A 26318-nucleotide genomic window follows, 5' to 3' on the forward strand; every position below is an offset into this window, starting at 1 on the left:
ATATGGAGAGAAAAACAGTATTGGTCATTGCTGATCTTGGAGGCTGCCCGCCGCACATGTTTTATAAAAGCGCTGCTGAAAAATATAACCTGGTCAGCTTTATTCCAAGGCCTTTTGCAATTACAGCCTCTCATGCAGCTTTGATTGAAAAATACTCGGTCGCGGTCATTAAAGATAAAGACTATTTTAAGAGTCTGGCTGATTTTGAGCATCCCGATTCGATTTACTGGGCTCATGAAGATCATGACAAACCTGAGGAAGAAGTAGTCGAAGAAATCGTCAAGGTGGCCGGCATGTTCGCGGTTGACGCCATTACGACCAACAATGAACTGTTTATCGCTCCGATGGCAAAAGCGTGTGAACGTCTCGGCCTGCGGGGAGCGGGCGTACAGGCCGCTGAAAATGCCAGAGATAAAAACAAAATGAGAGCCGCCTTCAACCGGGCCGGCGTCAAATCCATCAAAAACAAACGGGTGACGACGCTGGAAGATTTCCGCGCCGCGCTTCAGGAAATCGGAACGCCGCTCATTCTGAAGCCTACATATCTGGCGAGCTCCATCGGCGTGACGCTTATCAAAGAGATGGAAACGGCCGAAGCCGAATTTAACAGAGTCAATGAATACCTGAAGTCGATCAACGTACCGAAAGCGGTCACGTTTGAAGCGCCGTTTATCGCGGAAGAATTTTTGCAGGGCGAGTATGACGACTGGTACGAAACAAGCGGTTATTCCGACTATATCAGCATAGAAGGCATCATGGCCGACGGGGAATACTTCCCTGTCGCGATTCATGATAAAACACCGCAAATCGGATTCACGGAGACATCGCATATTACGCCGTCCATCCTGGATGATGACGCGAAGCGAAAAATCGTCGAAGCAGCCAAAAAGGCGAATGAAGGACTAGGCCTCGAAAACTGCGCAACACATACAGAGATTAAATTAATGAAAAACCGGGAAGCCGGACTGATTGAATCAGCGGCACGATTTGCGGGCTGGAACATGATTCCGAATATTAAAAAGGTCTTCGGCGTCGATATGGCGCAGCTGTTATTGGATGTTCTCTGTTTCGGAAAAGAAGCCGATCTGCCGAAAGGATTATTGGAGCAGGAGCCATGCTATGTCGCCGACTGCCACTTGTATCCTCAGCATTTCAAAGAGAACGGCCAGCTGCCTGAGACGGCTGTCGATTTCGTCATTGAAAGCATTGACATTCCCGACGGCGTCTTAAAGGGAGACACCGAAATCGTTTCTTTCTCGGCGGCCGAGGCGGGTACGTCCGTGGATCTGCGGCTGTTCGAAGCGTTCAACAGCATTGCGGCGTTCGAGCTGAAAGGAAGCAATTCGGGTGACGTGGCCGAATCAATCAAACAAATTCAGCAGCAGGCGAAGCTGACTGCAAAGTATGCGTTACCGGTATGAAACAGCTGAAACCGAACTCTAAGTATTTGCTTTTCGGGCAGGCGCTTTCGTTTATGGGAGACTATTGCGTTCTCCCGGCCCTGCTCATTTTGTCTACATACTATCACGACTACTGGGTGACGTCCGGCGTCATCGCGGTCCGCAGTATTCCGATGGTGTTTCAGCCGTTTTTAGGCGTGCTCGTGGACCGGCTCGACAGGGTGAAAATCATGCTGTGGACGGATGTGATCAGAGGTGTCATCTTTTTGGGGCTGACATTTCTCCCGAAAGGCGAATATCCGCTGCTTTTTCTGGCGCTGCTGTTTGTTTCTTACGGAAGCGGCGTGTTTTTTAATCCGGCACGTCTCGCGGTCATGTCGTCTTTAGAAGCTGATATTAAAAATATCAACACTTTGTTTGCAAAAGCCACGACGATTTCGATTATTGTCGGCGCTGCAGCCGGCGGACTTTTTCTGTTAGGCGGTTCTGTGGAGCTTGCCGTCGCGTTTAACGGGGTGACCTATCTTGTCTCCGCGTTTTTCATCAGCCGCATTAAGATTCAATACGTGCCGATTCAGTCAGAAAACGTGAGAGAAGCTTTTCAGTCGTTTAAAGAAGGCCTGAAGGAAATCAAAACAAATGCTTTTGTGTTAAACGCCATGTTCACGATGATTACGATGGCGCTTTTGTGGGGTGTCGTCTACAGCTATTTCCCGATTGTCAGCCGCTTTTTAGGCGACGGGGAAATCGGCAATTTCATCCTGACGTTCTGCATCGGCTTCGGCGGCTTTATCGGCGCCGCTCTTGTCAGCAAATGGGGCTTTAACAACAATAAAGGGCTGATGTATTTTACAGTGTTATCGATCGTCTCGCTTGCGCTGTTTTTGTTTACCCCGATTTTCGCCGTGTCAGTCATTGCCGCCATTCTTTTCTTTATCGCAATGGAATACGGTGAGGTGCTGGCGAAGGTCAAAGTTCAGGAGAACGCGGCGAACCAGATTCAGGGCCGGATTTTTTCGGTGGCGGAGGCCTCCATCGGATTGTGCATCGCCGTCGGTTCCATGCTGATCAACATTGTAGACGCGGCAGTTATCATGGCGTTTATCGTCCTTTTGGTCAGCGGACTGTTTCTGCATACAAAACTGGTCAATAAATCCTTTTCAGAACGGAATAACGAATCAGAGGAAATTCATTTATAAGGAGCCTTTCAGATGGAAATCATACCGTCCGACGTCATCAAGACACTTCCGAAACAGGAATTTTCGCTCGTTTTTCAAAAGGTAAAAGAGATGGAGAAAACGGGAGCCCAGATCATTAATCTCGGCCAGGGGAATCCCGATCTCCCCACTCCGCCGCATATCGTTGAAACTTTGCGGGAGGCTGCGCTGAATCCTTCGTACCACGGATACGGCCCGTTCAGAGGCTATCCGTTTCTGAAAGAAGCCATCGCGGAATTTTATGAGAGAGAGTACGGGGTATCGGTCAATCCGGAGACAGAAGTCGCGCTGTTCGGCGGAGGGAAAGCTGGTTTGTACGTTTTGACGCAATGCCTGCTGAACCCCGGCGATATCGCCTTAGTCCCGAACCCCGGCTACCCTGAGTATTTATCGGGCATTACAATGGCCAGAGCGGAGCTGCATGAGATGCCGCTTCATCCGGAAAACGGCTATTTGCCGGATTTTGAGCGGATTGATCCCGCCGTCCTGAAAAAAGCCAAGCTGATGTTTTTGAATTACCCGAATAACCCGACGGGCGCAACTGCGGATCAGGCGTTTTATGAAAAAGCGGCTGCGTTTGCAAAAAAACATGACATCCACCTTATTCACGATTTTGCATACGGCGCGTTCGAATTTGATCAGAACCCGGCCAGCTTTCTTCAGGCGAAAGAAGCGAAAACGGTCGGCGCGGAGCTTTATTCATTTTCGAAAACCTTCAATATGGCAGGCTGGAGAATGGCATTTGCCGTGGGCAATGAGAAAATCATTCAGGCGGTCAATGAGTTTCAGGATCACGTCTTCGTCGGCATGTTCGGCGGTCTTCAGCAGGCGGCAGCGGCGGCGCTGTCAGGAAATCCTGAGCATACGGAGCGTCTGAAGCGCACATATAAAGAACGGATTGACTTTTTCACGGCGTTATGTGAAAAGGAATTAGGCTGGAGCATTGAAAAACCGAAAGGGACTTTTTATGTTTGGGCTGAAATTCCGAATGAATTCGAGTCCTCACACCAGTTTTCGGACTATCTGCTGGAGCATGCCCATGTTGTCGTGACGCCCGGCGAGATTTTCGGCAGCGGCGGAAAGCGTTATGTCAGAATATCAATGGTGGCCAAGCAGGGCGATTTGAGGGAATTCGTGCTGCGGATTCAAAAGCTCGGTTTGTCCTTTCCTTCATTACAAGAAACATCCCGCTGAGAGCGGGATGTTTTTATTATATGCTTTTCATGCTGCCGCCGTCGGCTGACACTTGCTGCCCGGTAATATAGGAGGCTTCTTCAGAGGCAAGAAAGGCAGCCAGCGCCGCGGTTTCTTCCGCAGTTCCGACACGCTTCATCGGGACGCCTGAGGCAATCCGTTCTTCCGCTTCCGCTTTAGAAATGCCGTTTTGCTTCATGACATTCTTCACGAATTGGTGATAACGGTCTGTGGCGATAAATCCGGGATTCAGACAGTTGACAGTAATGTGAAAAGGCGCAAGCTGAATGGCGATGTTTTTGCTGGCATTAATTAAAGCGGCGTTCATCATGCTGTTGGTAAACATATTGGCGCCGGGTTCTTTCCATAGGTTTCCGACGATATTAATGATTCTGCCGAATTCGTGCTGTTTCATGATTGCTGCGGCCGTTTTCATAGAGTCGATATAAGCGATTGTTTTATTCGTAAAGGTATTTGTCATATCCTCTATATCGCAGGTTTCAAAGGTATCCGGCGAGCCGCCCGGAATGTTGTTGATCAATACATCAAGCCGTCCGCATTGTGATCTGATCTCTTCAAAAATGCCGGCTCTTGTCTTCTGGTCCGACATATCGCCGGCCAGAACGGTGACGCCCGCATCCGGATGTTTGGCGAGGATCTCTTCTTTTACCGATTCGATATTTTCGGGAACTCGTGAATTAATGACGGTATGAAAGCCATTGTCCGCCAGTTTCAGAGCGATTGCTTTGCCGATCCCCTGACTGGCTCCCATAATAAATGCGGTTCGTTTTGACAACTGTCTGCACCCCTTTACCAAAATGGAATCTCCTTTACATCGTAAAAAAAAATGATAAAAATAGCAAATTTTATTTAAATTCTGACAAAGAAAAAACCCGCCGGACAGGCGGGTGGGTGTTACACGTGCAAAAACTTCGGAAGCGTGTCGAGAGACAAGCGGTTTCCGACAAAAAATGAACCGAATTCGCCGTAGCGCGCGCTGACTTCATCAAAGCGCATTTCGTAAACAAGTTTTTTGAACTGAAGCACATCATCGCTGAAGAGCGTGACGCCCCATTCGTAATCGTCAAAACCGACAGATCCCGTGATAATCTGTTTGACTTTGCCGGCATAGCTCCGTCCGATCAAGCCGTGGCTTCTCATCAGATTTCTGCGTTCATCCATAGAAAGCATGTACCAGTTGTCATTGCCGCTTCTTCTTTTATCCATCGGATAGAAGCAGACGTATTTCGCTTCAGGCAGCTCAGGATACAGGCGGGCGCGGACATGCGGATTTTCATACGGATCGCCCTCTCCGCTTGCCAGGTAGTTGCTCAGCTCAACCACGGACACGTAAGAATAAGCCGGGATTGTAAATTCAGCAAGCTTTGATTTGTTAAATTCAAGCTCGATTTCGTTCAGCTCTTCCATTGTCGGGCGAAGAATCATCAGCATAAAATCAGCTTTCTGTCCGACGATGCTGTAGATGGTTTGCGAGCCTTTGCCTTCTTTTTGGGCGACGCCCCATTTTTCAAGCAGTCCCGTAAATTCGTGAATAATCGACAGGCGCTCATCGCTGGATAACATCTTCCATGACGTCCAGTCTATTGTGCGGAAATCGTGAAGCGCGTACCAACCGTCAAGCGTTTGGGCGGCTTCGTTCGTTTTTTGCTGCTCACTCATGTATCTTCACTCCTATATCTTTTCATTGATGCCTTCACTATATCACAGTTTAACCGTTTCGGCTGTGGAGAAACCTTGAATAATCCGAAGCCTTGTGTCAGAAACTATGCCGTGAACAAACGGTCAATTAAATTAGTTAGAAAAATAAGATTTCTTTTTGAAAGCGCTATAATGGAAGTTGGTTATTTGAATTTAGCTGGAAGAAGAGTATGCTGTAAAAGTAAGCGTTTTTTGTCAACATAGAGGAGGGTATATCGTGGCAGATTTATTTACAAAAGTACAAGAAAAAGTCGCAGGAAAAGATGTGAAAATCGTATTTCCTGAAGGGTTGGACGAACGTATCCTGGTTGCGGTCAACAACTTGGCGGGCAACAAGGTATTAAAGCCGATCGTAGTCGGCAATAAAGAAGACATTCAAGCAAAAGCGAAAGAATTAAACCTTACGCTTGACGGCGTGGACATTTTTGACCCGCATACATATGAAGGCATGGAAGAACTCGTTCAGGCTTTCGTAGAACGCCGCAAAGGCAAAGCGACGGAACAACAGGCCCGCAAAGCTTTGCTGGACGAAAACTATTTCGGCACGATGCTTGTGTACAAAGGTCTCGCAGACGGACTTGTCAGCGGAGCTGCACATTCTACAGCCGATACGGTGCGCCCTGCACTTCAAATCATTAAAACAAAAGAAGGCGTGAAAAAAACATCAGGCGTCTTCATCATGGCCCGCGGTGACGAGCAATATGTATTCGCTGATTGCGCGATCAACATTGCCCCTGACAGCCAGGACCTTGCCGAAATTGCCATTGAAAGCGCCAATACGGCTCAAATGTTTGACATTGACCCGCGCGTTGCCATGCTCAGCTTCTCTACAAAAGGATCGGCGAAATCAGATGAGACGGACAAAGTGGCTGAAGCCGTGAAAATTGCGAAGGAAAAAGCGCCTGAGCTTACGCTGGACGGCGAATTCCAATTCGACGCTGCATTTGTGCCGTCTGTCGCGGAGAAAAAAGCGCCGGACTCCGACATTAAAGGAGACGCGAATGTATTTGTATTCCCAAGCCTTGAAGCAGGAAACATCGGCTACAAAATCGCTCAGCGCTTAGGCGGCTTTGAAGCGGTCGGACCGATTCTGCAAGGATTGAATATGCCTGTAAACGATCTTTCCAGAGGATGTAATGCGGAAGACGTCTACAATCTTGCGTTAATTACGGCTGCTCAAGCGCTGTAATCCGCAAAAGCCGGCCTTTACGAGGGCCGGCATTTTTTATAGAAAAAACGTCACTGCGGCCCAGCCGAACAGGGACAAACAGAGAGAGCCAATCAAGCCTGCTGCGAGCGCCCGCCAGCCGTTATGACGAAACGCCGATATATGGACTTTCAAACCGAGACCCGCCATCGCCATGCCAATTAAAACATAAGACACTTGAACAAGAAATTCGGAATGCGCGGCTGAAATGACGCCTGATGTATGGATGGCGCTCATTCCGAGAAATCCGAAGATAAACCAAGGGATGGGGAGTGAAGCGGCAGAAGCCGTCTTTGACTTTCCGCTGCGGCGCGCCCGCATTCCGAGCATGAATGCGGCCGGGACGAGCAGCGCGACCCGGGTCAGTTTGACGATCACCGCCATCTCGACGGCTGCTTTTCCTCCGGCGCTGCCGGCCGCCGCCGCATGCGCCACCTCGTGAAGCGTTGCCCCGCAAAAGGCTCCGTAAGCCGCAGGAGAAAAGCCCAATACATGATAAGAAAGAGAATATACAACAGTAAAAACGGTTCCTAATAACGAAACGGCGGCCGCGCTGATGGCGGCTGCATTTTCATTTGATCTGATCTGCGGCGCGATCGCGGCAATGGCAGCCGCTCCGCAGATCGCTGTGCCGCAGGCTGTCAGCGTGCTGAGTGTCTGATCTATACGGAACAGCCGGGACAGTCCGTATACAACGGCACCCGCAAACATCATACAGCAGACGGCAATTGCAAATACGTGCCAGCCCGCATGATAGATATCCGCCAGATTCAGTCTCATACCAAGCAGGATGATGCCTGCTTTCAGCAAGTATTTGCTTGAGAACGCGATCCCCGGCTCTAATGCCGCCCGCTGTCCGAATACGGCGCGCCAAAGCATGCCGATCAGCATTGCAAGGACAAGCATTCCGAACATATGCAAAAACGGCAGGCGGCTGACATAGAAAGCCGCAAACGCAATTCCTGCGGTAACTGAAACACCTTTTACCATCTTCATCTCAGTCACTTCCCATTATCTTGATAACTCCACTTTACTGCGGTCTTAATCATTAGTAAAATATATTTATATGATCTAAACGATTAGGAAAAATAATGATTAGGGGCGATGCTTTTTGTATTATGGGGAACTGAAAACATTCATTGCCGTCGTGGAAGAAAAAAACTTTACAAAGGCGGCGCAGAAGCTGATGATTTCTCAGCCAAGCGTCAGCCTTCACATTAAAAACCTGGAGAAAGAATTTCAAACCGCCTTGCTGAACCGCTCTCCGAAGCACTTTACGACTACGCCGACGGGGGACATCCTCTATCAGCGCGCCAAGCAGATGGTCTTTTTGTACGAACAGGCGAAAACCGAAATTTACGCCCATCATCATTATGTCAAAGGGAAGCTCAAAATCGCCGCGAGCTTTACCATCGGCGAATATATTCTGCCGCCGCTTCTCGCAAAGCTTCATAACGAGTATCCCGAGCTGAACCTGGACGTCATGATCGGAAACACGGAGGAGGTCAGCGAAGCGGTTCGGATGCTTCAAGCCGATATCGGATTAATTGAAGGGCATACGGGGAAAAACGAGCTCGACATTCAGCCGTTTATGGAGGATGAATTGTGTATTGCCGCACCGAACGGACACCCGCTCGCCGGCAGAAAAAACATCCCGGCTGCCGAATTGCAAAATCAAGCGTGGGTGACGAGGGAGAAGGGTTCGGGAACGAGGGAATATTTAGACCACGTCCTTCAATCAAACGGACTGCGGCCGAAATCCATGATGACGATCAGCAGCAACCAGGGCGTCAAAGAAGCCGTGATCAGCGGAATGGGTCTTTCCGTTCTGTCAAAAAGCGTGCTGCAAAAGGATCTGCTTCACGGCAGCATTTCCGTGCTTGAGATAAAAGGATTCTCCTTAAAACGGAAGCTGTCTATCATCCAATCTTCCATTATGGAGAACACAAAAAACAAAGAAATCTTCATCGCACTTTTGAAAAGCCAATTTCAATCATCTCAAGCGGAGTGATATAATAAATGCATGGAAAGCCTATGACGAAAGGGATTTAATATAGATGGGAAAGCAACCGATTGATTTACTGATGCAGCCGAGCTGGAGAATCATTGACCAATCCAGCCTCGGCCCTTATTTTGATGCGAAGCAGTCATTCGCAATGGATGATACGCTGTGCGCCTCCGTAGGCAAAGGGGAATCGCCTGCGACGGCACGCTCCTGGGTGCACCACCGGACGATCGTGCTCGGCATTCAGGACACGCGTCTGCCGTTTTTAGAGGACGGCGTGAAATTGCTGGAGGACGAAGGCTACAGTGTCATTGTCCGCAATTCCGGAGGCCTCGCCGTCGTACTGGACGAAGGCGTATTGAATATCTCGCTTATTTTTGAAGATGAGAAAAAAGGCATCGACATCGACAGAGGCTACGAGGCGATGACAGAGCTGGTGCGGCGGATGCTGCGTCCGCACAATGCTGAAATTGAAGCATATGAAATTAAAGGATCGTACTGTCCGGGCAGCTACGATCTCAGCATCGGCGGCCGAAAATTCGCGGGAATCTCACAAAGGCGCCTGCGGGGCGGAACCGCGGTTCAGATTTATCTCTGCGCCGATAAAAGCGGAAGCGAACGCGCCGATCTGATCAGACGTTTCTATCAAGCCGCTTTAAAAGACAAAAGCAACGATACAAAAGGCGTATATCCCGATATCCGGCCCGAAACGATGGCTTCATTAAGCGAATTGCTGCAAACGGACATTACCGTGCAAGACTTAATGCTGGCGCTTTTGACCGAACTGAAGGAACTCAGCGGCCGCCTGTATGCAGCCGGATTATCGCCGGAAGAAGAGAAGGTATTTGAAAAAAATCTGACCCGAATGCTGGAACGGAATGAGAAGGTGTTCGGCACGCAGGAAAGCTTGGACTAAGTCCGGGCTTTTTTTGTTTTTGGTAATTATATACTATTTAGTTATAGTGAAAAAGAAGTGTTATATGAAAACTAGTTTACATTATATACCTTATTTGATTAATATATTTATGTAGGTTCCAAATAATTCTATAAAATGAAGGAGATGGAGATATGAACTTTAAAAAAATAAAAGAAGAAAAAAGAATCACGATCCCGACGCATTTGTTAGCCGGAGATGCGGAACAATCAGGCAATTCTTTCGCTTGGAGCGGCTGGGTGCTTGTAGTGCCGAGCCAAGAAGACAATCAAAACCCGAATTTGAATTTCTCTGATTTAGCCGCTCAAAAGTAGGATAATCACTGTTTGGAGCCTACACATCTGAGACGAGGCGGTGAGAGTGTGACACAAGAGTATATAAGAGAAATTAAGCGGGGAGCACTGTCATGGATTGTTAAAAATATCCATTACTTTGATATGAATCATAAAGTAGCGAATGATTTCAGGTGGCGCCTTAAAACATTTATAGAACTCATTTTTCTTACCAATTACCTGATCAGAAATCAGGCAGATGATAAGGAAGTTGCTGTTTTAACGGAGTTTATTACAGAAAGGCTCCGTAATGATCAGCTTGAAGAATTTATTCATTTTGATCCGGACGGTCTCGCCGGATTGGCTATTGCGGGTGAATTTCTTACCTTGACTGATCATCCGTCACGGGCTTCGGTGATATGGGAGCTGGAAAAATTCACGGCAGCGCGTTTTGATCGCAGCCTTGCTAAAATTCCCTTTCGGAAAATGGATCTGAAGTACAGTCTGCAAAGAGCAGGCGTAACCTCGGAAATAACGGATTTTTCTGACTTATATCACTACACAGCAGCTGGTCAGGATATCCCAAATACATATATGACGGATCATGATGCGTACAGCATCACTCATACGATTTTTTATATAACAGACATGGGATGTTCTTCGCTTACGGATAAAGAGTATCATCTGCCGTCCTTAAAAGAAAAGGTCCTGAAATTTCTCGGGATCTATATCTGTCTTGAGAATTTAGATATTACCAGTGAATTATTGATGTGCAGCTCTTTTTTACATATCGACATGGATAAGGACAACCATAAACCGCTCTATGAAGCAGCCTGGAATAAAATCTATCAGGGCCGAATGAAAGAGGGGAATGTCCCGAGCATCACCTATCAACATAAACCCGGTTTGAAAGGTGAACAGCGAAGAGAAGATGTGTTCAAACATTGCTATCATACAACACTTGTCGCCGCGGGTGCCGCGCATGCCTGTCTTAGAGCAGAAAGGAACGATTAACTTGAACAGATTAGCTGAAGAGGCGGATCAATTTTTATTATCTTTTGCTGAACAATCGCTTCCGGATCAAAAGAGCATTGAGCTGTTTGCCGGCTTCTGCAAATACTGCAGGAAGACGAGCCATTCTTCCGCTGTAAAAGAACATACTGAAAGGATTGCCTCCGCTTTCGTTGATAAGTCATGCTGGGAAGATCTGTTTCACTGTAACACGGCCATTGTCAATGAGTTGATTCATATCTATTTAACGGCAAAAGCTTATAAAAAGAAGCAGGGAATGGATTCGGATGATCAAGTCATACGTCACGGATTGCAAAACGGCTATCTTATAAAAAAAGAATGGCCTTATTTTAAATACGCCGAATTCGCTGGTTTGCTGAGCGAGCTGGGAATGTCAACTGACCATGAAAAAGTGCGCTTTTACAAGAATTCGATGTTTCAGCCTTTGCTCCATGACGCATGGAAAAGAACAGCTGAAAACGAGCTGGAGTTTGTCGAGTACTGTCTTCTTCATTTGAATGAGGGAGAGCATCTGCTTCATCCCGGCTTGAAGGCGTCCATTCAAAAATGGCTTGTGTTTTGTCTCGGCAGCCGAAAAATGAAACAGCTGTGCAATATGTTATTTATCCAATCGTGTATCGATCCATTTTTTTATGGCTGTCAAGCGGCTCTTCATCATATAAATAACGAGAATCCATCCATTCATTGTGCTCCGGCTCTTCTGCCGGCGATTGAGATTCTGAATCTGGAGTGTGGAACATGCGGATAGTCAAGGAACATTTTAATATAAAAAAAACAGAAGAATGGCTGCTGGGTTTTTGGAAGAACATTCAGCTGCAGCCGGAAGAAATGGAAGCAGATGATCTCATGCACCTGTTTTGCGGTTTAGCGGCATGTCATCACTTTGAAAAAAGAAAGGATACAGAAGAAGTCATTCTATTCTTAGACCGTTATTTTGGAGAAAAAACGCACGAATGCCATCCGGTCCTGTTCGCGTATGCGTATCATATATACCGCAGGATGGATGCCGCAAAAAGCATCTTTTTTCATAACGGACTTGAACAAATGGTCCGCGGTTTACAAGAGGAACTGAAATCAGAGCCTTCCTCTATGATCCTCATGGTGTTAGGGGCTTATTTTGGGGCGATGACTCCGGAAGAACTGATCGTGTTCTTAGAAACCGTAATGAAACGTGAGGCCGATTTGCTCATGGCACCGGGCGGCATCCAGGAAGAACAGGCGGATGCCCTTTATGCCGTCACTTATTTGCAAATGAAAGAATTGCAGCCTTTTCTCACGGAATGGTACAAAACATCAGACTTTGCTTTTTCAGGTTTAATGTTAGCCGAGTGCAGAAAGTATCACATTGACGCCGTTGCAAAATACACAGCCATTATGAAATTTCTCCAATTCGATGAGGCGCTTTTTATACGGGAAGGGCGGGAATTTCTACGCTTTCAGCAGCGAAGCAGCGGGAGCTTCGGTTATTTGAATCCATTAGCGATGGACCAAGGGGCGGTCAGCGGCAAATTGCTGGACCGGCAGTATTTCCTGCCGTCCGCTCATTATGCCGCCGCCTCTCTGTCTATGCTGTAATGTCTCTCTTTTGAAAGACGGAAAAAGAAATCAATAAACAAATAAGAAAGTAGATCGCTATAACCGTCACGGAATAGGGGATGTTTAACGTTGAAATCGCATCACCCGCGCTTTTATTTACATAAGCAACGAGGTTTAAATGCGGAAAGAGCGTAAATTTATACCACGTAAATTGGGCAAGCAAATCAGTTCCGCCCAATATACTGCCGGCAAACAGCAGTAAAATCGATAAGCAGAGGGAGAGCGCCTGGCTTTTGCACAATACTGACAAAGTGAACGCAATGGTGACAATGCTTATAATTGATATGAAACGCAAAAGCAGAATGATTCCGGATGCTTTGATTGAACTGATGGTATACAGACTGTCATTTAAATGAGTATAGACGAGCGGATATGAAGCATTGGAAAAACCGAATAACACGCCGCCGATCAGCAAACAGCTCACACAGTAAAATAAGTAAATCATACCGGTAAACAGAAGGGAGGCCAGAAATTTCGATGTTAAAATCCGCCATCTTCGGTTCGGGCTTGTAGCGATAAACTTAATCGTCCCAAGGGCAAACTCTTTAGAAACAACCCCGCTGACGGTTAAAATCGCGGTTAAGCTTACGAAAATCTCAAGCCCGTTTGAAGTAACCGTGCCGAAAAACCTCCAGCCGTTCCATTCATAAGGGTTGATGTTATGCTCCAAATAATAGTCTTTATTCTTAACATCAGCAGAATAATAAACGCCTGTCGTTTCAGCCGGTTTATCAATTTCTTCCTGTTTTTTTTCGGCGAGAAGCCGTTCTTTCCAATTGTTATCCGAGGAAGCATCTAACTCATGATTCATAATAAGGCCGGCCAGCAAAACGATGAGAAACAGGAAAAAAAGAGATAAAAGTGTGCCTTTTTTTCGGGTTATTTTTATGAATTCGTTCTGCGCCAGATGAAATATGCTCATACCGCGTCCTCCTGATCTGTAATCATCATGTATTTCTCTTCCAATGACAAAGTTCTTGCAGAAACGCGGGAAATCAGAATCTCTTTCTCTGCCAAAGATTTAATGACATACGGGATGGTATCTTCTTCCGCTTCCAATTCAATGACGCGGCTGTCTTTTTGCTGTACTTGAAGAATACCTTCCCGCTCTAATATTTCTTTCGCCCTTGCCGGATGATCGACCGTGACGGTAAACAGCTTTTTCTGACCAAGATTATGTCTGTTCTTCATGTCTTCAATTCCTAAAATCCGTCCCTTTTTAATGTAGGCAACCCTATCGCAAATCTCTTCCATTTCCGACAATAAATGGCTTGATAATAAAATAGAAACCCCTTGCTTCGCTAAATCAGAAAGAATGGTGCGCAATTCTTTCATACCTTTAGGATCGAGGCCGTTCATCGGTTCATCCAGAATTAATAACCCGGGATTGTGAAGAAGAGAATAAGCGAGCCCCAAGCGCTGTTTCATGCCTAATGAGAAATGTTTCACTTTTTTGCTGGCAGCCTGATCTAGTCCGACTTTTGCAAGGGTATTCATAAGGTCATCCGTTTTCAGCGAGGTGCTCCGCAGTCTGGTGAAATATTTCAGGTTTTGCAAAGCGGTCATATTCGGATACATATCCGGGCCTTCAATGATAACCCCGATATGTCTCATAAAATATTCAAAGTCGCTGTCCGGTCTGCCTCTGAATGAAATGGCTCCTTCTGTTTTTTTAATAAGCTGTACGATCATTCTGAAAATAGTGGTTTTTCCTGAGCCGTTCGGCCCTAAAAGGCCGAATATCTCGCCTTTTCTCACATCGAAAGAAATTGACTGTACAATAGGGGTATGATTGATTGTTTTAGAGACATCTTTTAATATCAGGGCTGGTTCAGTCATGATATTTGCACACCTTCCTTATGATTTAGGGTAAAAGCCGTCAAAACCGAAGAACATGCTTCCGATCAGGCCGGCAGCGATTAAAATGAGAGCAATGCTATACCACATTTTTCGATTCAATGGTTTCCCTCCTTACAACGCTGACATTCCATTTGAAATAGCGCAAAAAGATGCGGAATATCAGTTTCGAAAGATCAAATCCGGCCATAAACACCGCCATACCCGCTCCAAGAACCATACATCCGTTAAAAATGGCTGTTACAATCGGCACTTTTACAAGGAGAAAGAATGATCCGGTCATCAGCATCAGGCCGATCGCCATCAAACTTAACACCGCAACAGAGGCAAAAAGAAACGGTGTCAGCAAAAACATGAAGTTGAACATGCCCATACCCAGCATCAGGCCGAATGCTTTGAAAAAGGAGCGCCATGTTTTCTGCTCCTCGGCATCATTGATGAAAATATCCGCTTTTAAGGCGCGCGCAAGTGTTTTGGGGTTTCCTAAATTGCCGGCGATTTGTTCATCGCTTTTTCCTTCAGCGCCGCCCATTTGGAATATTTCGCCGATATCGGCGAGTATCTCTTTTTGCTCAAGTTCCGGCAGATCTTTTATTTCCCGCCGGAGATGTTTTAAATATTGGTCTTTACACATTCATTTTCCCTCCTTAATGATGCTGTTCACTTTTTCGGACAGGTCAAGCCATTCCGATTTTAATGTTTGATGATAAAAGGCGCCTTCTTCTGTTACTTTGTAATATTTGCGTGATGGGCCTTGATCGGAAGCTGCTGTATACGTTTTTAGGCAGTTATTTTTTGTGAGTCTTCGTAATATGGGGTAGATGGTGCCCTCCGATACAGGGAACGTTTCACTTATGATCTTGATTAATTCATAACCATATAAATCTTCATAAAGAAGCAGGGACAACACACAAAGTTCCAACGCTCCTTTTCGTAATTGGCTACTCATTTACTATCATTCCCATCATATCTAATAATTGTATTCTCTATACAGTGTATTGCACAGTAGCTAATCGATCAATAATTCCCAAGAACCATTTGGGATGAGGAATTGAATCTTTATGCTTATGTGCGGGCGGGGACCGAGATGCGCAGCCCTTGCGGGAAGAAGGCCTCCTGAACAATGTTTACATTAATATAGATCAGGATGCGCGTCATTGACAAATGGCAAAAACCCCTTTTTCCATGACAAGGAAAGGGGTTTTTCCGTTATTCGGCCATTTTTTCTAAATTGCCGTTCCGGTCCATTTTAAAGGACGGAGAGGCATGCTCGTCGTCTTCAAATAAAACTAGTTTTCTGGCTCTGTTCATAATTTTCACCAAGGTTTCGTAGTCTTCCTGAATGGTTTTTTGATCTTTTTCAAGCTTTTCGACGGCCGCTTCCAGCTGCTCGGTTTTAGACTGAAGTTCTTGGTTTTCCCGTTTTAAACGGTCATTTTCCATTTGCAGGGCGGAAGTTTGCTTTCCGCTGCCTTCATAGCTCTGCAGAAATTGAATGACGTCTGCCATTGTGAGCTCCGCCTTTTGGCTCGGCTGCTGAGGCGCCAGCAAATGTGATAAACTAGCTAACTCTTCCTTGAAGCTTTCATCGACATAAGGCATATGTTCGCCGGACATGACGGCTTGCCGATCTTCTTTTGGCGCTTCCGTTTGAACCGTCTCTTCGGCTGCGGTTTCCTGCATGATGTCCGCATCCGGTGCAGGCGGCTGGTATAATAGTTTCTTCTTGGCCGGCTGGCCGTTTCCGAGCGCGCGCATCCGCTGTTTCCGCTGTTTTTTGGCAAGCTGAAGCGCTTTTTCATATTGATGGCGGACGACAGCATTCCACCTGAATCCGCACGCTGCCGACGTTCTGTTTAATTTATCGCCTACCTCTTCAAAGGCATTCAGCTGCGTGCTTCCTTCCCGAACGTGACGGAGCACGGTTTCCGCAAGCAGCAGGTCATTTTCCTCCGACCAGGCGTCCTGTCTTTGTTTTGTCAATGTTCTCAACCCCCAATATCTTTGATGGTATTAGAATGTCCAGATTGGAAAATATTTATACAAATTGGCTGAAAGAATGAGAGATACGCAGAGCCTTGCAGGATAAGATGAATCCTTGTACAATGAGATGTGATGTGATTTTTTTCGTTTTTAAAATTAAGATTTAACATAGAGGAACATTGAATGAAGGGAAGCGTACATCATGGCTAATGAATTCCGAGTGTGTGATGATTGCCAGGCCACCAATATTAAGACTTTGCTGCCGCGTTTGAAAGAAGCTGACCCGGATGCAAAAGTGGAGGTCGGATGTCAGTCATATTGCGGGCCCGGACGCAAAAAATCGTTTGCTTTCGTAAACAACCGCCCGCTGTCGGCGCCGACTGAGGACGAGCTGATTGAGAAAGTGAAAAAGAAGATCAAAAAGTAAATGTGTATTTTTATGACAGCCTCGCCCGATGGGTCAGGCTTTTTTGCTTCAAAAAATCAATGACGGAAAACTGGAACAAAACGCCGGACAAATTCAAGGATGTTTTCAAATTACAGAGCCGATATAATAGAATCACGGCTAAAAAAAAGAGGGAATGACGATGGCGTATCCAAACGGAAAATTATCAGAAGAAAAAGTGTTTAAAGATCCCGTTCACCGCTATGTTCATGTGCGGGACAAGCTGATCTGGGATTTGATCGGCACCCGTGAATTTCAGCGGCTGCGCCGGATCAAACAGCTCGGTACGACGTATTTGACGTTTCACGGCGCGGAACACAGCCGTTTTAACCATTCTCTCGGCGTCTATGAGATTGTCAGACGAATGGTTGATGATGTTTTTAAAGGGCGTCCTGAATGGGATGACAATGAACGCGAACTCTGTCTCAGCGCCGCGCTTTTGCACGATTTGGGACATGGGCCGTTTTCGCATTCCTTTGAAAAGGTTTTTCATCTGGATCATGAAGACTATACGAGGGAAATCATTCTCGGCGACACCGAGGTGAATCAGGTTCTCAGAAAGGCGGGACCGGGATTTCCGCAGGATGTTGCTGAAGTCATTGCCAAAACATACAAAAACAAGCAGGTGGTCAGCCTGATTTCGAGCCAGATTGACGCCGACAGGATGGATTACCTTCAGCGGGACGCATACTATACGGGCGTCAGCTACGGACATTTTGATATGGAACGGATTTTAAGGGTGATGCGTCCGCGAGAGGACCAGATCGTCATTAAGCAAAGCGGCATGCACGCCGTCGAAGACTATATTATGAGCCGCTATCAAATGTACTGGCAGGTGTATTTTCATCCAGTGACGAGAAGCGCTGAAGTCATTTTGACGAAAATTCTCCACCGTGCGAAGCAGCTCCATGAAGAAGGGTATATATTCACGCATGCTCCCGTTCATTTTTATTCCATTTTTGAAGGGAAGCTGACGCTTGCGGATTATCTGAAGCTTGATGAAGCCATCATTTTATATTATTTCCAGGCTTGGGAGGAAGAAGAGGACCCGATTCTGTCCGACTTGTGCCGCCGCTTCATTAACCGCCAGCTGTTTCAATATGCCGAATTTAACCCCAATGAGGAAATGTCGGCTTATTTTGAACTGACCGCTCTGTTTAAAGAGGCGGGAATTGATCCCAATTATTATTTAGTGGTCGATTCTTCATCGGATCTGCCGTATGATTTTTACCGGCCGGGTGAAGAGGAGGAGCGTCTGCCGATTCACCTGTTAACGCAGAACGGCCAGATCAAAGAGCTGTCCAGGCAGTCCGCCATTGTCGAATCCATTTCGGGCAAACGCCGGACGGACCATAAGCTCTACTATCCGATGGACCTCATTTGTGACGATTCAGAAAACCCTGAAGCAAAATTAAAAATCCGGCAGCTGCTGGGACTGACATAGAAGGATTTTGGTAAAGAAGGAAAAGGAGATGTCGGGAATTTGTTGAAAGAACATGCAAAACTGATGAAGGTGTTCTCGGATTCTGGAGAAATCATCGGGCGGAAAAAGCTGCAGAAAATCATTTATATCGCGAAGAAAATGCAGTATCCTTTCTACGAAAAATATGATTTTCATTTTTACGGCCCGTATTCCGAAGAACTGACGCTTCGAATTGAAGAGCTGTGCAATCTTGGGTTTCTGGATGAGGTGAAGGAAAAAAAGGGCGGCTACTTTCAATACCGGTACTCGCTGACGGAGACGGGAGCCGAGTTTTTACATCATGCGGAGCTTACGATGCCGGATATGAAGAAGTACATCGACAGCGTCAACAGCCGCTCATCCCGGTTTCTGGAGCTGGTGTCTACGATTTTGTATTTTGACGGCCTTGAAGCTGAGGAAAAGAAAGAGAAAGTGTTTACGATAAAAAGCAAACAGAAATATACAGATGAAGAATATGATGAGGCGCTTCACTACATAGAAGAGCTGAAACATATTTGTTAAAGGCGATGGCTTTCGTCTTTTTTGATGAAAAAACCAGGCCGCGATAAAGCGGGCCTGGTTTTGTTTATTGTCTCAATTTGCTGTGCTTGTACGAATATAAAAAGTAAACGATGACGCCGATGATCAGCCAGACGGCAAAATAAAGCCACGTTTTCAGCGGCAGATTGACCATTAAAAACAAACAGCAGATAATGGCCAAAATCGGCAGTACGGGTACAAAAGGCACTTTAAATCCCCGCGGCAGATCCTTATGGGTGCGGCGCAGAATCAGCACGGACAGACTGACCATGGCAAATGTCAATAGCGCGCCGATGTTTGAGAGATCCGACAGCTCTTTCAGATCAACAAAACCCGCGATGCAGGCGCTGATCAGTCCGATCAGCCACGTATTAAAGATCGGCGCTCCCGATTTCTTTCCGACAATGGTAAAGACTTTCGGCAGCATTCCGTCTCTTGCCATCGCAAAAGATATACGGGTCGCCGCATAGGTATGGGCGAGAACGACGGCCATCAGTCCGATCACCGCACCGGCAGCGATAACGCCCGCCACCGCGTTTTGTCCGACAGTCTGTAACACATAAGACATGGCTTCCGGCACATTAAGCTGTGAATACGGAACCATACCCGTCATGACGAGACAGACGATGACGTATACCAATGTACAGATCACCAGGGAACCGATAATACCGATCGGCAGGTTGCGCTGCGGTTTTTTGACTTCTTCAGCCGAAGCGGAAATCGCGTCAAACCCGAGAAACGCAAAAAAGACGGCAGAAGCCCCTGTAATCACGCCTTTGATTCCAAAAGGCATAAAAGGATGCCAATTGCCCGGCTTTACAAAAAAGCTTCCTGTGATGATAAACAGCAAAACAATTCCGATTTTTACGAGAACCATTACATTATTAAAGGTTTTGCTCTCCTTGGAGCCGCGTGACAGAACGACGGCAATTAATAGAGTAATGATGATGGCAGGAAGGTTGACGATGCCCCCCTGGCTCGGCACGTGCAGCAGACTGTCCGGCAAAGGCATGCCGATTTCGGCTAACAGATTATTAAAATAACTTGACCAGCCGCTTGCCACCGCCGACGCCGTCACCATATAAACGGATAAGAGCGTCCAGCCCATTAAATGGCCGACAATTTCTCCCATGGTGGTATAAGAGTAAATATAGGCGCTTCCGTAAACCGGGAGAACAGAAGCGATTTCGGCGTAACATAATGCTGCAAGGCTGCAGACAACGGCTGCAATGATAAAAGAAAAGATTACGGAAGGCCCGGCATTTTTCGCGGCCGTAATGCCTGTAAGAACCATGACGCCCGTCCCGATGACGGCGCCGATGCCCAGTAAAGTTAAATCAAATCCACCCATCGTTTTGGCAGTCTGCCTGTTTCTGCTTTGTTCAAGCAGCTGGGTGATGTCTTTTTTTTGTAGGATATTCCGCAACACGCATCCCTCCATCCAAAAGCAAAAGCCAAGAGGGGCTCTTTGGCTTTTACCCGTGTCACATCTTCTGTGTAATCGACAATCCTGTGTTCTGTTTCCCCGTCTGTTCCGTTTCTTTTCCAGTCATATTGTCTGCCGCATCCGATCAGATTATCCTTTCCGTCAAACGCAGTCACCCTTAATGATTTTACCTGAATCATGTCTATAAAACCAGCATTGCATAAAAGGGATGGGTGAAAAAGTAGGAGATAATAGTCTGTATAGGGCAGGATAAAAGTTGCGGGCTTTCCGGCCGAAATTTTGACTTTCCCCGCGAAGTATCAGTAAAATGTAATAAAAAACAATCAAATGATGATGGATGCATCTTGAAATGGGGAGTTTCTGCATGGAGCACGATATATTGCAAGCAAATGTACTGGATTACGCGCTCACGAAATATTTAAAGAGCACGAAAAAGCTTGATGAGGCGACAATTCCGAAGAGTATAAACAATATCAGAGGATTTATTCTCAGGATTATTTACCGGCACGGCACGTGCACGATTAAAGATATATTGCAGGAAGTCACATTATCGCCTTCAGCCACGACAACCGCTCTGAATCATTTAGAAAAAGAGGGTTTCGTGGAAAGGTCGAGAAATAACGAAGACCGGCGCACGGTATGGATGACGCTTTCCGAATCGGGAAAAATGGCGGCCATGCAAATGATTGAAAACCGGCAGATGCTCATTGACGAGCTGTTTGAAAAATTGACAGAGGAAGAAAAGAATACCTTTTTCAGCCTCGTTGAAAAAGTAATGAAATAAGCCGGCCTGACATAGCAGCGCCGGCCGTTATCAAGGATTACTCCGTATCGCTGATCCGTTTGCCGGCGACGGCGTAATGATCCTTTCTCATTTCTTCAATCATGACAATGATCTTTTCTTCGGCTGCGCCTGTCGTTTCTTTTACGGCTTCTGTCACTTTTTCAACCAGATTCCGTTTTTGTTCATCTGTGCGGCCTTCAAGCATTTTAACGGTTACGAGCGGCATGGTGCTGATCCTCCTTTATCGTTTCCTCTCTTTGGAAGAGAGGTCACTTATAGTATACTGAATGAAGGACAATCTTGCATTTTTTAAAAAAGGGGATTTTTACATTTGGACAGATTTTTATATTATCCGCTGGAGCTTATGCCCTATGTCGTGATTACGCTGATTGTGGCATTTACGATGCATGAACTGGCGCACGCGTATGTTGCGTATCGGTTCGGAGACGATACCGCGGCGAGACAGGGCAGATTAACGCTCAATCCGATTAAACATCTTGATGTTTTCGGAACGATTCTAATTTTGGTCGCGGGTTTCGGCTGGGCCCGTCCGGTGCCGGTGAACCGCCGCGCCTTTAAAAGACCGCGGCTGGCGGGAGTGCTGGTTTCCGTCGCCGGGCCTGTAAGCAACCTGCTTCTTGCCTTTATCGGTTTCTTTTTGCTAGTGTTGATGCATGCTTACGGAATGGAGCTGCTTTCAGCATTCAGCATGGGCCTTGACCGCTTTTTCTCTATTTGGATTCAGCTGAATCTCGCGCTGTGTTTATTCAACCTGCTGCCGCTTCCTCCGCTTGACGGCTACCGGATTATTGAGGATCTCGTGCCGCCGCGGGTGCGCGCCAAAATGACTCAGTTTGAGAGTTACGGGATTATCGTGTTTCTCGTGCTGTTTGTGACACCGGTCGGCTCCTATGTCGTGTGGCCGCTGTTAAGCGAGGGGAGAGACTGGATTCTCAAGGTATTTGCCATTATATTTCAACCGCTTTTGTAGGAGGGTATTTTCATGGAAGAAAAAAAGAAGAAAACAATCGGATTTAATATTATTAAAAGTGATCCGACCGACGGACATGGCGGTTTTGGCGCCGGGGCGCTGAGCCTTGACAATATTTCTCCGGTATTTGTCGATGTGGAAGAGAAGGAAGCCTTCGTTGACATCGGCGCAATGCATGCCCGCAGTGTCGTTGAAAAAGGCATCAAATTCCTGCCGAACAAAGATGAAGTGCCGAACGGAAAACCGTACTGGCTCGTGTGGGTCACCATCGACAGAAAAGAAGAAGGCCCTTATTACGCGGGTGTGACGGCTTGTGAAATGACCGTGGACAGAAGTATCCGCAGAGGCTATAAGTCATTGCCGGAGCATGTGAATTTAATGGATAAATCAATGAAGCGCTGCATTATCGTGGATAAAATGGACGCCAGCTCAAAGCAGGTGCTTGCTGAATTTCTGCAGAAGCATGACCAAGGGCTCTGGGAACGTTCATCCGATGAATTGAAAACAGGTCTGCTTCCGGAAGAAAAATAATTTGTGAACTTTTTGTGAACTTTATAAATATTTGCACTATTTTGCAATTGTACTGAGTAAACTGTTGATACAGAATCAGGACATGGAAAGTCCCGAGCCGAACCAAGACTCGGGGTTTTTCATGTTTACGCGGAGGTTTCATCATGTTCACCGTCTTTGAAATCGGGCCTTGGGTCATTGAAGCAGATGCGGCGGCAACGAGAAAACAATACGAAAAATCATGGCCTGATCCTTGTGATTGCGGGCACTGCCGGAACTTTTCCGAGGCGGTGAATCTCCTTCCCGCCGAGAAAACAAGGCTGTTTACGCAGTTTGGGATTCGTCCGGCTGTCTGTCACGATTTGGGGGAGCATGGAAAGGAAAACGGCCTGCATCATTATGCGGGCAGCTATCCGATTGTCGGCAGGTTTAGGGAAGGCTGGCCGAAGTTTCATATCGAGAGGGCGGGAGATATCCGCTTTTCGTTTTCATTGGCGAGTACAACATTTTTTATACCGAAGGGTTTTCCTGACCCCATTATCCATCTCGACTTTTCACTCTTGCTCCCGTGGGTGCTTGAGGAAGACGCGGATTAAAGCCCGGCGCGCAATGCACCGGGCTCAGTCTTTTTTGCCGAGCCACTTATCCCACCATTTTTTGCGCGGAGCTTCTTTGCGGGCGGGGGCGTGTTCCTTTTCTTTTTTAGACGGTTCCGGTCCGTAGCATACATCCGCGGGCTCAGTGCCTGCGATGAAATACGTATAATGCTTTGCGGCGCAGCCGGGTCCCGAAGTGTAGCCGGAAGCGGGGTCGATATAGACGCCCGTCACGCCCTTCGGCGGTTTAAGCGCTATTTCCGGTTCTCCTTCGAGCGCCTTCTCCATAAAGTCCGCCCAAATCGTCTTCGCATAGCTTTTTTCTTCTACTGAATCAATCGTGCTGCTTTTGTCATAGCCTGTCCATACACCGGCGGCAAGAGCCGGGTTAAAGCCGATCATCCAGCTGTCTGCGCTCGTCGTGCCTGATTTACCGCCATAGGTTCGGGTCAGCCGGTCAGAAATGGTGCGTCCCGTGACGGAAGTATAGCCGTTTAAATCCTGATCAAACATGCCCGTCATCATGCTCGCCGTCACAAAAGCGGCTTTTTTATCAAGCGTCTGCTGATGTCCGCGCGGCTGTTCATACAAGACGTTGCCGGCGGTATCCGTCACTTTTGTGATAAAGGAAGGGGTGATTTGTTTTCCCCCGTTTGCGAGCATCGCGTAGGCATTAACCATCTCAATCGGGCGCACGGGTTCAGTTCCGAGCGCCAGAGACGGAAGGGGCTTTAAATGTTCGCTGATGCCGAATTCCTTTGCCGCCGACACGAGCTTATTCATGCCGAGAAAGAGGTGGGTCTTCACGGCATAAATGTTGTCTGATAACGCAAGCGCCTGAAGCAGCGTAATCGGTTTATTGGCGTAGTAGCCGTTGTAATTGCTTGGAGAATAGGTATCTCCGTTGTCGTCAATCTGGAACTCTGTGGCTTCGCTTTTCATCAGCGTGACCGGTGTAAAGCCGCTTTGAATCGCTTTGTAGTACAAAAGCGGCTTGATCGTGGAAGCCGGCTGCCGTTTCGCCTGTGTCGCCCGGTCAAACGGGCTTTTTTCGTAGTCACGTCCGCCGAGAAGCGCAAGCACGCGCCCTGTTGCCGGATCAATCGCGGAAAAGCCGACCTGAATGTCAGAGCCGGTACGGATCGTATGTGCCACAGTGTTTTCCGCAATCCGCTGCATGCGCTTATCAAGCGTCGTATAAACACGCAATCCGCTCGTTGCCAGCTGTTCGCGCGTCATGCCGAGCTTTTTCCCGAGTTCTTTCATCGCATCATCGTAAAAATAAGGCGCCGTTTTCGCCGCGGTTCTGTTTTTCAGCGGCTGATAGGCAAGCGGCGTTTTCTTAAGCCTTTCCGCCTTTTCTTTTGAGATCATTTTTTGGCCGATCATCAGTCGGAGAATGGTTTCCTGGCGCTGTTTGGCCTTCTTTTCGCTGACATATGGCGAATAGCCGGACGGGCCTTTCGGTATGCCCGCCAAAAGCACGGCTTCCGCATCGTTCAGATCTTTGGCGTGTTTGCCGAAATACAGGCGCGAGGCGGCTTCAATTCCGTATGCGCCGTGGCCGTAATATATCGTATTTACATAACCTTCTAAAATCTCGTTTTTAGAATAGTTCTGTTCAAGGCGGATCGTGTAAAATGCTTCGTTCCATTTTCGTTTCCATGTCTTATCATGCTCAAGGTAGAGATTTCTCGCGTATTGCTGGGTGATGGTGCTTGCGCCCTGAACCTTGGCCATTGCCTTTATGTCAGCCAGCGCGGCGGCAGCCATCCGCCGGTAATCAAAACCGTGGTGATTGTAAAAGTTTTGATCCTCCACCGCAATGGCGGCCTGCACCGCTATCGGATTGATATCTTTTAACCGGACCCAGTAGCGCTTTTCCCCGAAATCGGTCTCACCTAGCTTTGAGCCGTCATTTGCATAAAGAATCGTAGACTGAGGAACCCGGACGGAGGGGGCCCCCTGCCATTTCGCTGCAAGAAGAACGGATGTGAAGCAGACGCCGGCCAGCATTCCGCCGATCAGTGTCAGAAAGATGCAGGCGCGGATGATTTTGAACGTGATTCTGAGCTGTTTTCCAGATACTTTATCCACTTTTGGGAACCCCCTTTTTCATGATTCTATTATTATGTGAAAAAAGGGGGTTTTTTAAACATATCAAACCGGACACTTCTTTACTTTTTCCCCTCCATCCTCTATACTTTTTCCTTAGGTGAAAATGAGATTTTAACCGGAATAAAAGCGATACAGACGCTTACAATAAATGAAATAAGCCTTGAAAGGGAGATGACAATTGAGCGAGCTTTGGTATACGGAGAAGCAGACGAAGAATTTCGGCATTACATTAAAGGTGAAACAAACATTACATACGGAACAGACGGAATTTCAGCATCTGGAAATGGTGGAGACAGAAGAATTCGGCAACATGCTGTTCTTAGACGGAATGGTCATGACTTCTGAAAAAGACGAATTCGTCTATCATGAAATGGTTGCGCACGTCCCGTTATTTACGCACCCGAATCCGGAAAACGTCCTCGTTGTCGGCGGCGGAGACGGCGGTGTCATCAGAGAGATTCTGAAGCACCCAAGCGTAAAAAAAGCGACGCTTGTCGACATTGACGGCAAGGTTATTGAATACTCTAAAAAATTCCTTCCGTCCATTGCGGGCAAGCTTGATGATCCGCGCGTCGACGTGAGAGTCGATGACGGTTTCATGCACATCGCGAAATCAGAGAATGAGTATGACGTCATCATGGTTGATTCAACAGAACCGGTCGGACCGGCCGTCAATCTGTTCTCAAAAGGCTTCTATGCCGGAATTTCCAAGGCATTAAAAGAAGACGGCATCTTCGTCGCGCAGACGGACAACCCGTGGTTTACACCGGAACTGATTACAAACGTACAGCGTGACGTGAAAGAAATCTTCCCGATCACCCGTCTGTATACGGCTAATATCCCGACGTACCCGAGCGGCCTGTGGACATTTACGATCGGTTCTAAAAAGTACGATCCGCTTGAAGTGGAGGACAGCCGTTTCTTTGACATCGACACGAAATATTACACGAAAGAGCTTCACAAAGCGGCATTTGTTCTTCCGAAATTTGTGAGCGACTTAATCAAATAA

The 26318-nt window shown here is 47.0% G+C and carries 29 protein-coding genes; 18 read left to right on the forward strand and 11 right to left on the reverse strand.

What is annotated here, in order from left to right:
* Positions 1-2: 2 nt before the first annotated feature.
* Genes CXL14_RS05095 through CXL14_RS05105 form a run of 3 tightly spaced genes read left to right on the forward strand, consistent with a single transcriptional unit; the run spans position 3 to position 3811 of the window.
* Entirely contained in the window at positions 3-1421 is a 1419-nt protein-coding gene (locus tag CXL14_RS05095) for an alanine--anticapsin ligase (RefSeq protein WP_014419149.1), read from the forward strand.
* Positions 1418-2599, forward strand: coding sequence for a bacilysin exporter BacE (locus CXL14_RS05100; RefSeq protein ID WP_089072468.1), 1182 nt, complete (start codon positions 1418-1420; stop codon positions 2597-2599). The genes CXL14_RS05095 and CXL14_RS05100 overlap by 4 nt, the downstream gene beginning before the upstream one ends.
* 12 nt (positions 2600-2611) lie before the next feature.
* Positions 2612-3811 (forward strand): transaminase BacF, encoded by a 1200-nt coding sequence (locus CXL14_RS05105; RefSeq protein ID WP_021494772.1) that lies wholly within the window; start codon positions 2612-2614, stop codon positions 3809-3811.
* Between the two features lie 16 nt (positions 3812-3827).
* On the opposite strand, the gene CXL14_RS05110 is transcribed toward CXL14_RS05105, so the two are convergent.
* Together CXL14_RS05110 and hemQ are read right to left on the reverse strand one after the other, a co-directional pair.
* A complete protein-coding gene (locus tag CXL14_RS05110) occupies positions 3828-4607 on the reverse strand; it encodes an NADPH-dependent reductase BacG (protein WP_021494773.1) in 780 nt (259 codons plus the stop codon).
* Positions 4608-4726: 119 nt separating this feature from the next.
* Positions 4727-5491: a hydrogen peroxide-dependent heme synthase gene (gene hemQ, locus CXL14_RS05115; RefSeq protein WP_014419145.1), complete on the reverse strand. Its 765-nt coding sequence runs from the start codon at positions 5489-5491 to the stop codon at positions 4727-4729.
* Between the two features lie 256 nt (positions 5492-5747).
* Between hemQ and pta the strand changes: the two genes are divergently transcribed.
* Positions 5748-6719, forward strand: a complete 972-nt coding sequence (pta, locus tag CXL14_RS05120; RefSeq protein ID WP_101287707.1) for a phosphate acetyltransferase — start codon at positions 5748-5750, stop codon at positions 6717-6719.
* 36 nt (positions 6720-6755) lie between these two features.
* On the opposite strand, the gene CXL14_RS05125 is transcribed toward pta, so the two are convergent.
* Complete coding sequence (locus tag CXL14_RS05125) at positions 6756-7733, reverse strand: YeiH family protein (protein WP_014419144.1); 978 nt, start codon at positions 7731-7733, stop codon at positions 6756-6758.
* Positions 7734-7848: 115 nt separating this feature from the next.
* Between CXL14_RS05125 and CXL14_RS05130 the strand changes: the two genes are divergently transcribed.
* The 6 genes from CXL14_RS05130 (at position 7849) to CXL14_RS05155 (ending at position 12555) form a co-directional block, all read left to right on the forward strand.
* Positions 7849-8748, forward strand: coding sequence for a cysJI operon transcriptional regulator CysL (locus CXL14_RS05130; protein WP_014419143.1), 900 nt, complete (start codon positions 7849-7851; stop codon positions 8746-8748).
* A gap of 46 nt (positions 8749-8794) precedes the next feature.
* Positions 8795-9658 (forward strand): octanoyl-[GcvH]:protein N-octanoyltransferase, encoded by an 864-nt coding sequence (locus tag CXL14_RS05135; protein WP_014419142.1) that lies wholly within the window; start codon positions 8795-8797, stop codon positions 9656-9658.
* Between the two features lie 152 nt (positions 9659-9810).
* Positions 9811-9990, forward strand: coding sequence for a hypothetical protein (locus tag CXL14_RS05140; protein ID WP_003151018.1), 180 nt, complete (start codon positions 9811-9813; stop codon positions 9988-9990).
* A gap of 48 nt (positions 9991-10038) precedes the next feature.
* Positions 10039-10962 carry a DUF6895 family protein gene (locus tag CXL14_RS05145; RefSeq protein WP_014721963.1) on the forward strand — a complete coding sequence of 308 codons (924 nt, stop codon included), beginning with the start codon at positions 10039-10041 and terminating at the stop codon, positions 10960-10962.
* Positions 10931-11728: a hypothetical protein gene (locus CXL14_RS05150; RefSeq protein ID WP_014419140.1), complete on the forward strand. Its 798-nt coding sequence runs from the start codon at positions 10931-10933 to the stop codon at positions 11726-11728. Before CXL14_RS05145 ends, CXL14_RS05150 begins: the two co-directional genes overlap by 32 nt.
* On the forward strand, positions 11719-12555 hold the full coding sequence (locus tag CXL14_RS05155; RefSeq protein ID WP_014419139.1) for a hypothetical protein: 837 nt from the start codon (positions 11719-11721) through the stop codon (positions 12553-12555). Before CXL14_RS05150 ends, CXL14_RS05155 begins: the two co-directional genes overlap by 10 nt.
* Here the strand turns inward: CXL14_RS05155 and CXL14_RS05160 are convergent.
* From CXL14_RS05160 to CXL14_RS05180, 5 genes are all read right to left on the reverse strand, one after another.
* Positions 12545-13498: an ABC transporter permease gene (locus tag CXL14_RS05160; RefSeq protein WP_014419138.1), complete on the reverse strand. Its 954-nt coding sequence runs from the start codon at positions 13496-13498 to the stop codon at positions 12545-12547. The two genes, CXL14_RS05155 and CXL14_RS05160, sit on opposite strands and share 11 nt — an antisense overlap.
* Entirely contained in the window at positions 13495-14415 is a 921-nt protein-coding gene (locus tag CXL14_RS05165; protein WP_014419137.1) for an ATP-binding cassette domain-containing protein, read from the reverse strand. The genes CXL14_RS05160 and CXL14_RS05165 overlap by 4 nt, the downstream gene beginning before the upstream one ends.
* A gap of 97 nt (positions 14416-14512) precedes the next feature.
* Positions 14513-15067: an HAAS signaling domain-containing protein gene (locus tag CXL14_RS05170; protein ID WP_014419136.1), complete on the reverse strand. Its 555-nt coding sequence runs from the start codon at positions 15065-15067 to the stop codon at positions 14513-14515.
* A complete protein-coding gene (locus CXL14_RS05175) occupies positions 15068-15382 on the reverse strand; it encodes a PadR family transcriptional regulator (RefSeq protein WP_026092292.1) in 315 nt (104 codons plus the stop codon).
* Positions 15383-15642: 260 nt separating this feature from the next.
* Positions 15643-16416 carry an RsfA family transcriptional regulator gene (locus tag CXL14_RS05180; protein WP_012118695.1) on the reverse strand — a complete coding sequence of 258 codons (774 nt, stop codon included), beginning with the start codon at positions 16414-16416 and terminating at the stop codon, positions 15643-15645.
* 202 nt (positions 16417-16618) lie between these two features.
* Between CXL14_RS05180 and CXL14_RS05185 the strand changes: the two genes are divergently transcribed.
* From CXL14_RS05185 to CXL14_RS05195, 3 genes are all read left to right on the forward strand, one after another.
* Complete coding sequence (locus CXL14_RS05185; protein WP_003151034.1) at positions 16619-16843, forward strand: YuzB family protein; 225 nt, start codon at positions 16619-16621, stop codon at positions 16841-16843.
* Positions 16844-17003: 160 nt separating this feature from the next.
* Positions 17004-18305: an HD domain-containing protein gene (locus CXL14_RS05190; protein ID WP_003151035.1), complete on the forward strand. Its 1302-nt coding sequence runs from the start codon at positions 17004-17006 to the stop codon at positions 18303-18305.
* Between the two features lie 39 nt (positions 18306-18344).
* Positions 18345-18845 (forward strand): YwgA family protein, encoded by a 501-nt coding sequence (locus tag CXL14_RS05195; protein WP_007407653.1) that lies wholly within the window; start codon positions 18345-18347, stop codon positions 18843-18845.
* 64 nt (positions 18846-18909) lie between these two features.
* Here the strand turns inward: CXL14_RS05195 and CXL14_RS05200 are convergent, their stop codons facing one another.
* Entirely contained in the window at positions 18910-20289 is a 1380-nt protein-coding gene (locus CXL14_RS05200) for an amino acid permease (RefSeq protein ID WP_015240784.1), read from the reverse strand.
* A 385-nt stretch (positions 20290-20674) separates the two neighbouring features.
* Here CXL14_RS05200 and CXL14_RS05210 point away from each other — a divergent pair, with 385 nt between their 5' ends.
* The gene (locus CXL14_RS05210; RefSeq protein WP_029972881.1) at positions 20675-21094 is read left to right on the forward strand and encodes a MarR family transcriptional regulator; all 420 of its coding nucleotides are present in this window, start codon (positions 20675-20677) and stop codon (positions 21092-21094) included.
* A 37-nt stretch (positions 21095-21131) separates the two neighbouring features.
* Here the strand turns inward: CXL14_RS05210 and CXL14_RS05215 are convergent, their stop codons facing one another.
* Entirely contained in the window at positions 21132-21320 is a 189-nt protein-coding gene (locus CXL14_RS05215) for a 2-hydroxymuconate tautomerase (RefSeq protein ID WP_003151042.1), read from the reverse strand.
* A 105-nt stretch (positions 21321-21425) separates the two neighbouring features.
* Here CXL14_RS05215 and CXL14_RS05220 point away from each other — a divergent pair, with 105 nt between their 5' ends.
* From CXL14_RS05220 to CXL14_RS05230, 3 genes are all read left to right on the forward strand, one after another.
* Positions 21426-22085 carry a site-2 protease family protein gene (locus CXL14_RS05220; RefSeq protein WP_003151043.1) on the forward strand — a complete coding sequence of 220 codons (660 nt, stop codon included), beginning with the start codon at positions 21426-21428 and terminating at the stop codon, positions 22083-22085.
* Positions 22086-22097: 12 nt separating this feature from the next.
* Positions 22098-22616 (forward strand): YwhD family protein, encoded by a 519-nt coding sequence (locus CXL14_RS05225; RefSeq protein ID WP_007407649.1) that lies wholly within the window; start codon positions 22098-22100, stop codon positions 22614-22616.
* Between the two features lie 143 nt (positions 22617-22759).
* Positions 22760-23191 (forward strand): hypothetical protein, encoded by a 432-nt coding sequence (locus CXL14_RS05230; protein WP_014419134.1) that lies wholly within the window; start codon positions 22760-22762, stop codon positions 23189-23191.
* Between the two features lie 24 nt (positions 23192-23215).
* On the opposite strand, the gene CXL14_RS05235 is transcribed toward CXL14_RS05230, so the two are convergent.
* Positions 23216-25288 (reverse strand): transglycosylase domain-containing protein, encoded by a 2073-nt coding sequence (locus tag CXL14_RS05235; protein WP_014419133.1) that lies wholly within the window; start codon positions 25286-25288, stop codon positions 23216-23218.
* A gap of 199 nt (positions 25289-25487) precedes the next feature.
* On the opposite strand from CXL14_RS05235, the gene speE reads away from it, so the two are divergent.
* On the forward strand, positions 25488-26318 hold the full coding sequence (gene speE, locus CXL14_RS05240; protein ID WP_003151052.1) for a spermidine synthase: 831 nt from the start codon (positions 25488-25490) through the stop codon (positions 26316-26318).

This window comes from Bacillus sp. SJ-10 (genome assembly GCF_002843505.1).
GTDB classification, from domain to species: domain Bacteria; phylum Bacillota; class Bacilli; order Bacillales; family Bacillaceae; genus Bacillus; species Bacillus velezensis.

What these genes read in the sequence shown, in the direction of transcription:
- CXL14_RS05225 (WP_007407649.1), top strand. Translation starts at nt 22,098, where the DNA reads ATGGAAGAAAAAAAGAAGAAAACAATCGGATTTAATATTATTAAAAGT.
- CXL14_RS05230 (WP_014419134.1), top strand. Translation starts at nt 22,760, where the DNA reads ATGTTCACCGTCTTTGAAATCGGGCCTTGGGTCATTGAAGCAGATGCG.
- CXL14_RS05135 (WP_014419142.1), top strand. Translation starts at nt 8,795, where the DNA reads ATGGGAAAGCAACCGATTGATTTACTGATGCAGCCGAGCTGGAGAATC.
- CXL14_RS05100 (WP_089072468.1), top strand. Translation starts at nt 1,418, where the DNA reads ATGAAACAGCTGAAACCGAACTCTAAGTATTTGCTTTTCGGGCAGGCG.
- CXL14_RS05095 (WP_014419149.1), top strand. Translation starts at nt 3, where the DNA reads ATGGAGAGAAAAACAGTATTGGTCATTGCTGATCTTGGAGGCTGCCCG.
- CXL14_RS05125 (WP_014419144.1), bottom strand. Translation starts at nt 7,733, where the DNA reads ATGAAGATGGTAAAAGGTGTTTCAGTTACCGCAGGAATTGCGTTTGCG.
- CXL14_RS05175 (WP_026092292.1), bottom strand. Translation starts at nt 15,382, where the DNA reads ATGAGTAGCCAATTACGAAAAGGAGCGTTGGAACTTTGTGTGTTGTCC.
- CXL14_RS05190 (WP_003151035.1), top strand. Translation starts at nt 17,004, where the DNA reads ATGGCGTATCCAAACGGAAAATTATCAGAAGAAAAAGTGTTTAAAGAT.
- CXL14_RS05150 (WP_014419140.1), top strand. Translation starts at nt 10,931, where the DNA reads ATGCCTGTCTTAGAGCAGAAAGGAACGATTAACTTGAACAGATTAGCT.
- CXL14_RS05210 (WP_029972881.1), top strand. Translation starts at nt 20,675, where the DNA reads ATGGAGCACGATATATTGCAAGCAAATGTACTGGATTACGCGCTCACG.
- hemQ (WP_014419145.1), bottom strand. Translation starts at nt 5,491, where the DNA reads ATGAGTGAGCAGCAAAAAACGAACGAAGCCGCCCAAACGCTTGACGGT.
- CXL14_RS05155 (WP_014419139.1), top strand. Translation starts at nt 11,719, where the DNA reads ATGCGGATAGTCAAGGAACATTTTAATATAAAAAAAACAGAAGAATGG.
- CXL14_RS05105 (WP_021494772.1), top strand. Translation starts at nt 2,612, where the DNA reads ATGGAAATCATACCGTCCGACGTCATCAAGACACTTCCGAAACAGGAA.
- CXL14_RS05140 (WP_003151018.1), top strand. Translation starts at nt 9,811, where the DNA reads ATGAACTTTAAAAAAATAAAAGAAGAAAAAAGAATCACGATCCCGACG.
- CXL14_RS05170 (WP_014419136.1), bottom strand. Translation starts at nt 15,067, where the DNA reads ATGTGTAAAGACCAATATTTAAAACATCTCCGGCGGGAAATAAAAGAT.
- CXL14_RS05215 (WP_003151042.1), bottom strand. Translation starts at nt 21,320, where the DNA reads ATGCCGCTCGTAACCGTTAAAATGCTTGAAGGCCGCACAGATGAACAA.
- CXL14_RS05160 (WP_014419138.1), bottom strand. Translation starts at nt 13,498, where the DNA reads ATGAGCATATTTCATCTGGCGCAGAACGAATTCATAAAAATAACCCGA.
- CXL14_RS05165 (WP_014419137.1), bottom strand. Translation starts at nt 14,415, where the DNA reads ATGACTGAACCAGCCCTGATATTAAAAGATGTCTCTAAAACAATCAAT.
- CXL14_RS05185 (WP_003151034.1), top strand. Translation starts at nt 16,619, where the DNA reads ATGGCTAATGAATTCCGAGTGTGTGATGATTGCCAGGCCACCAATATT.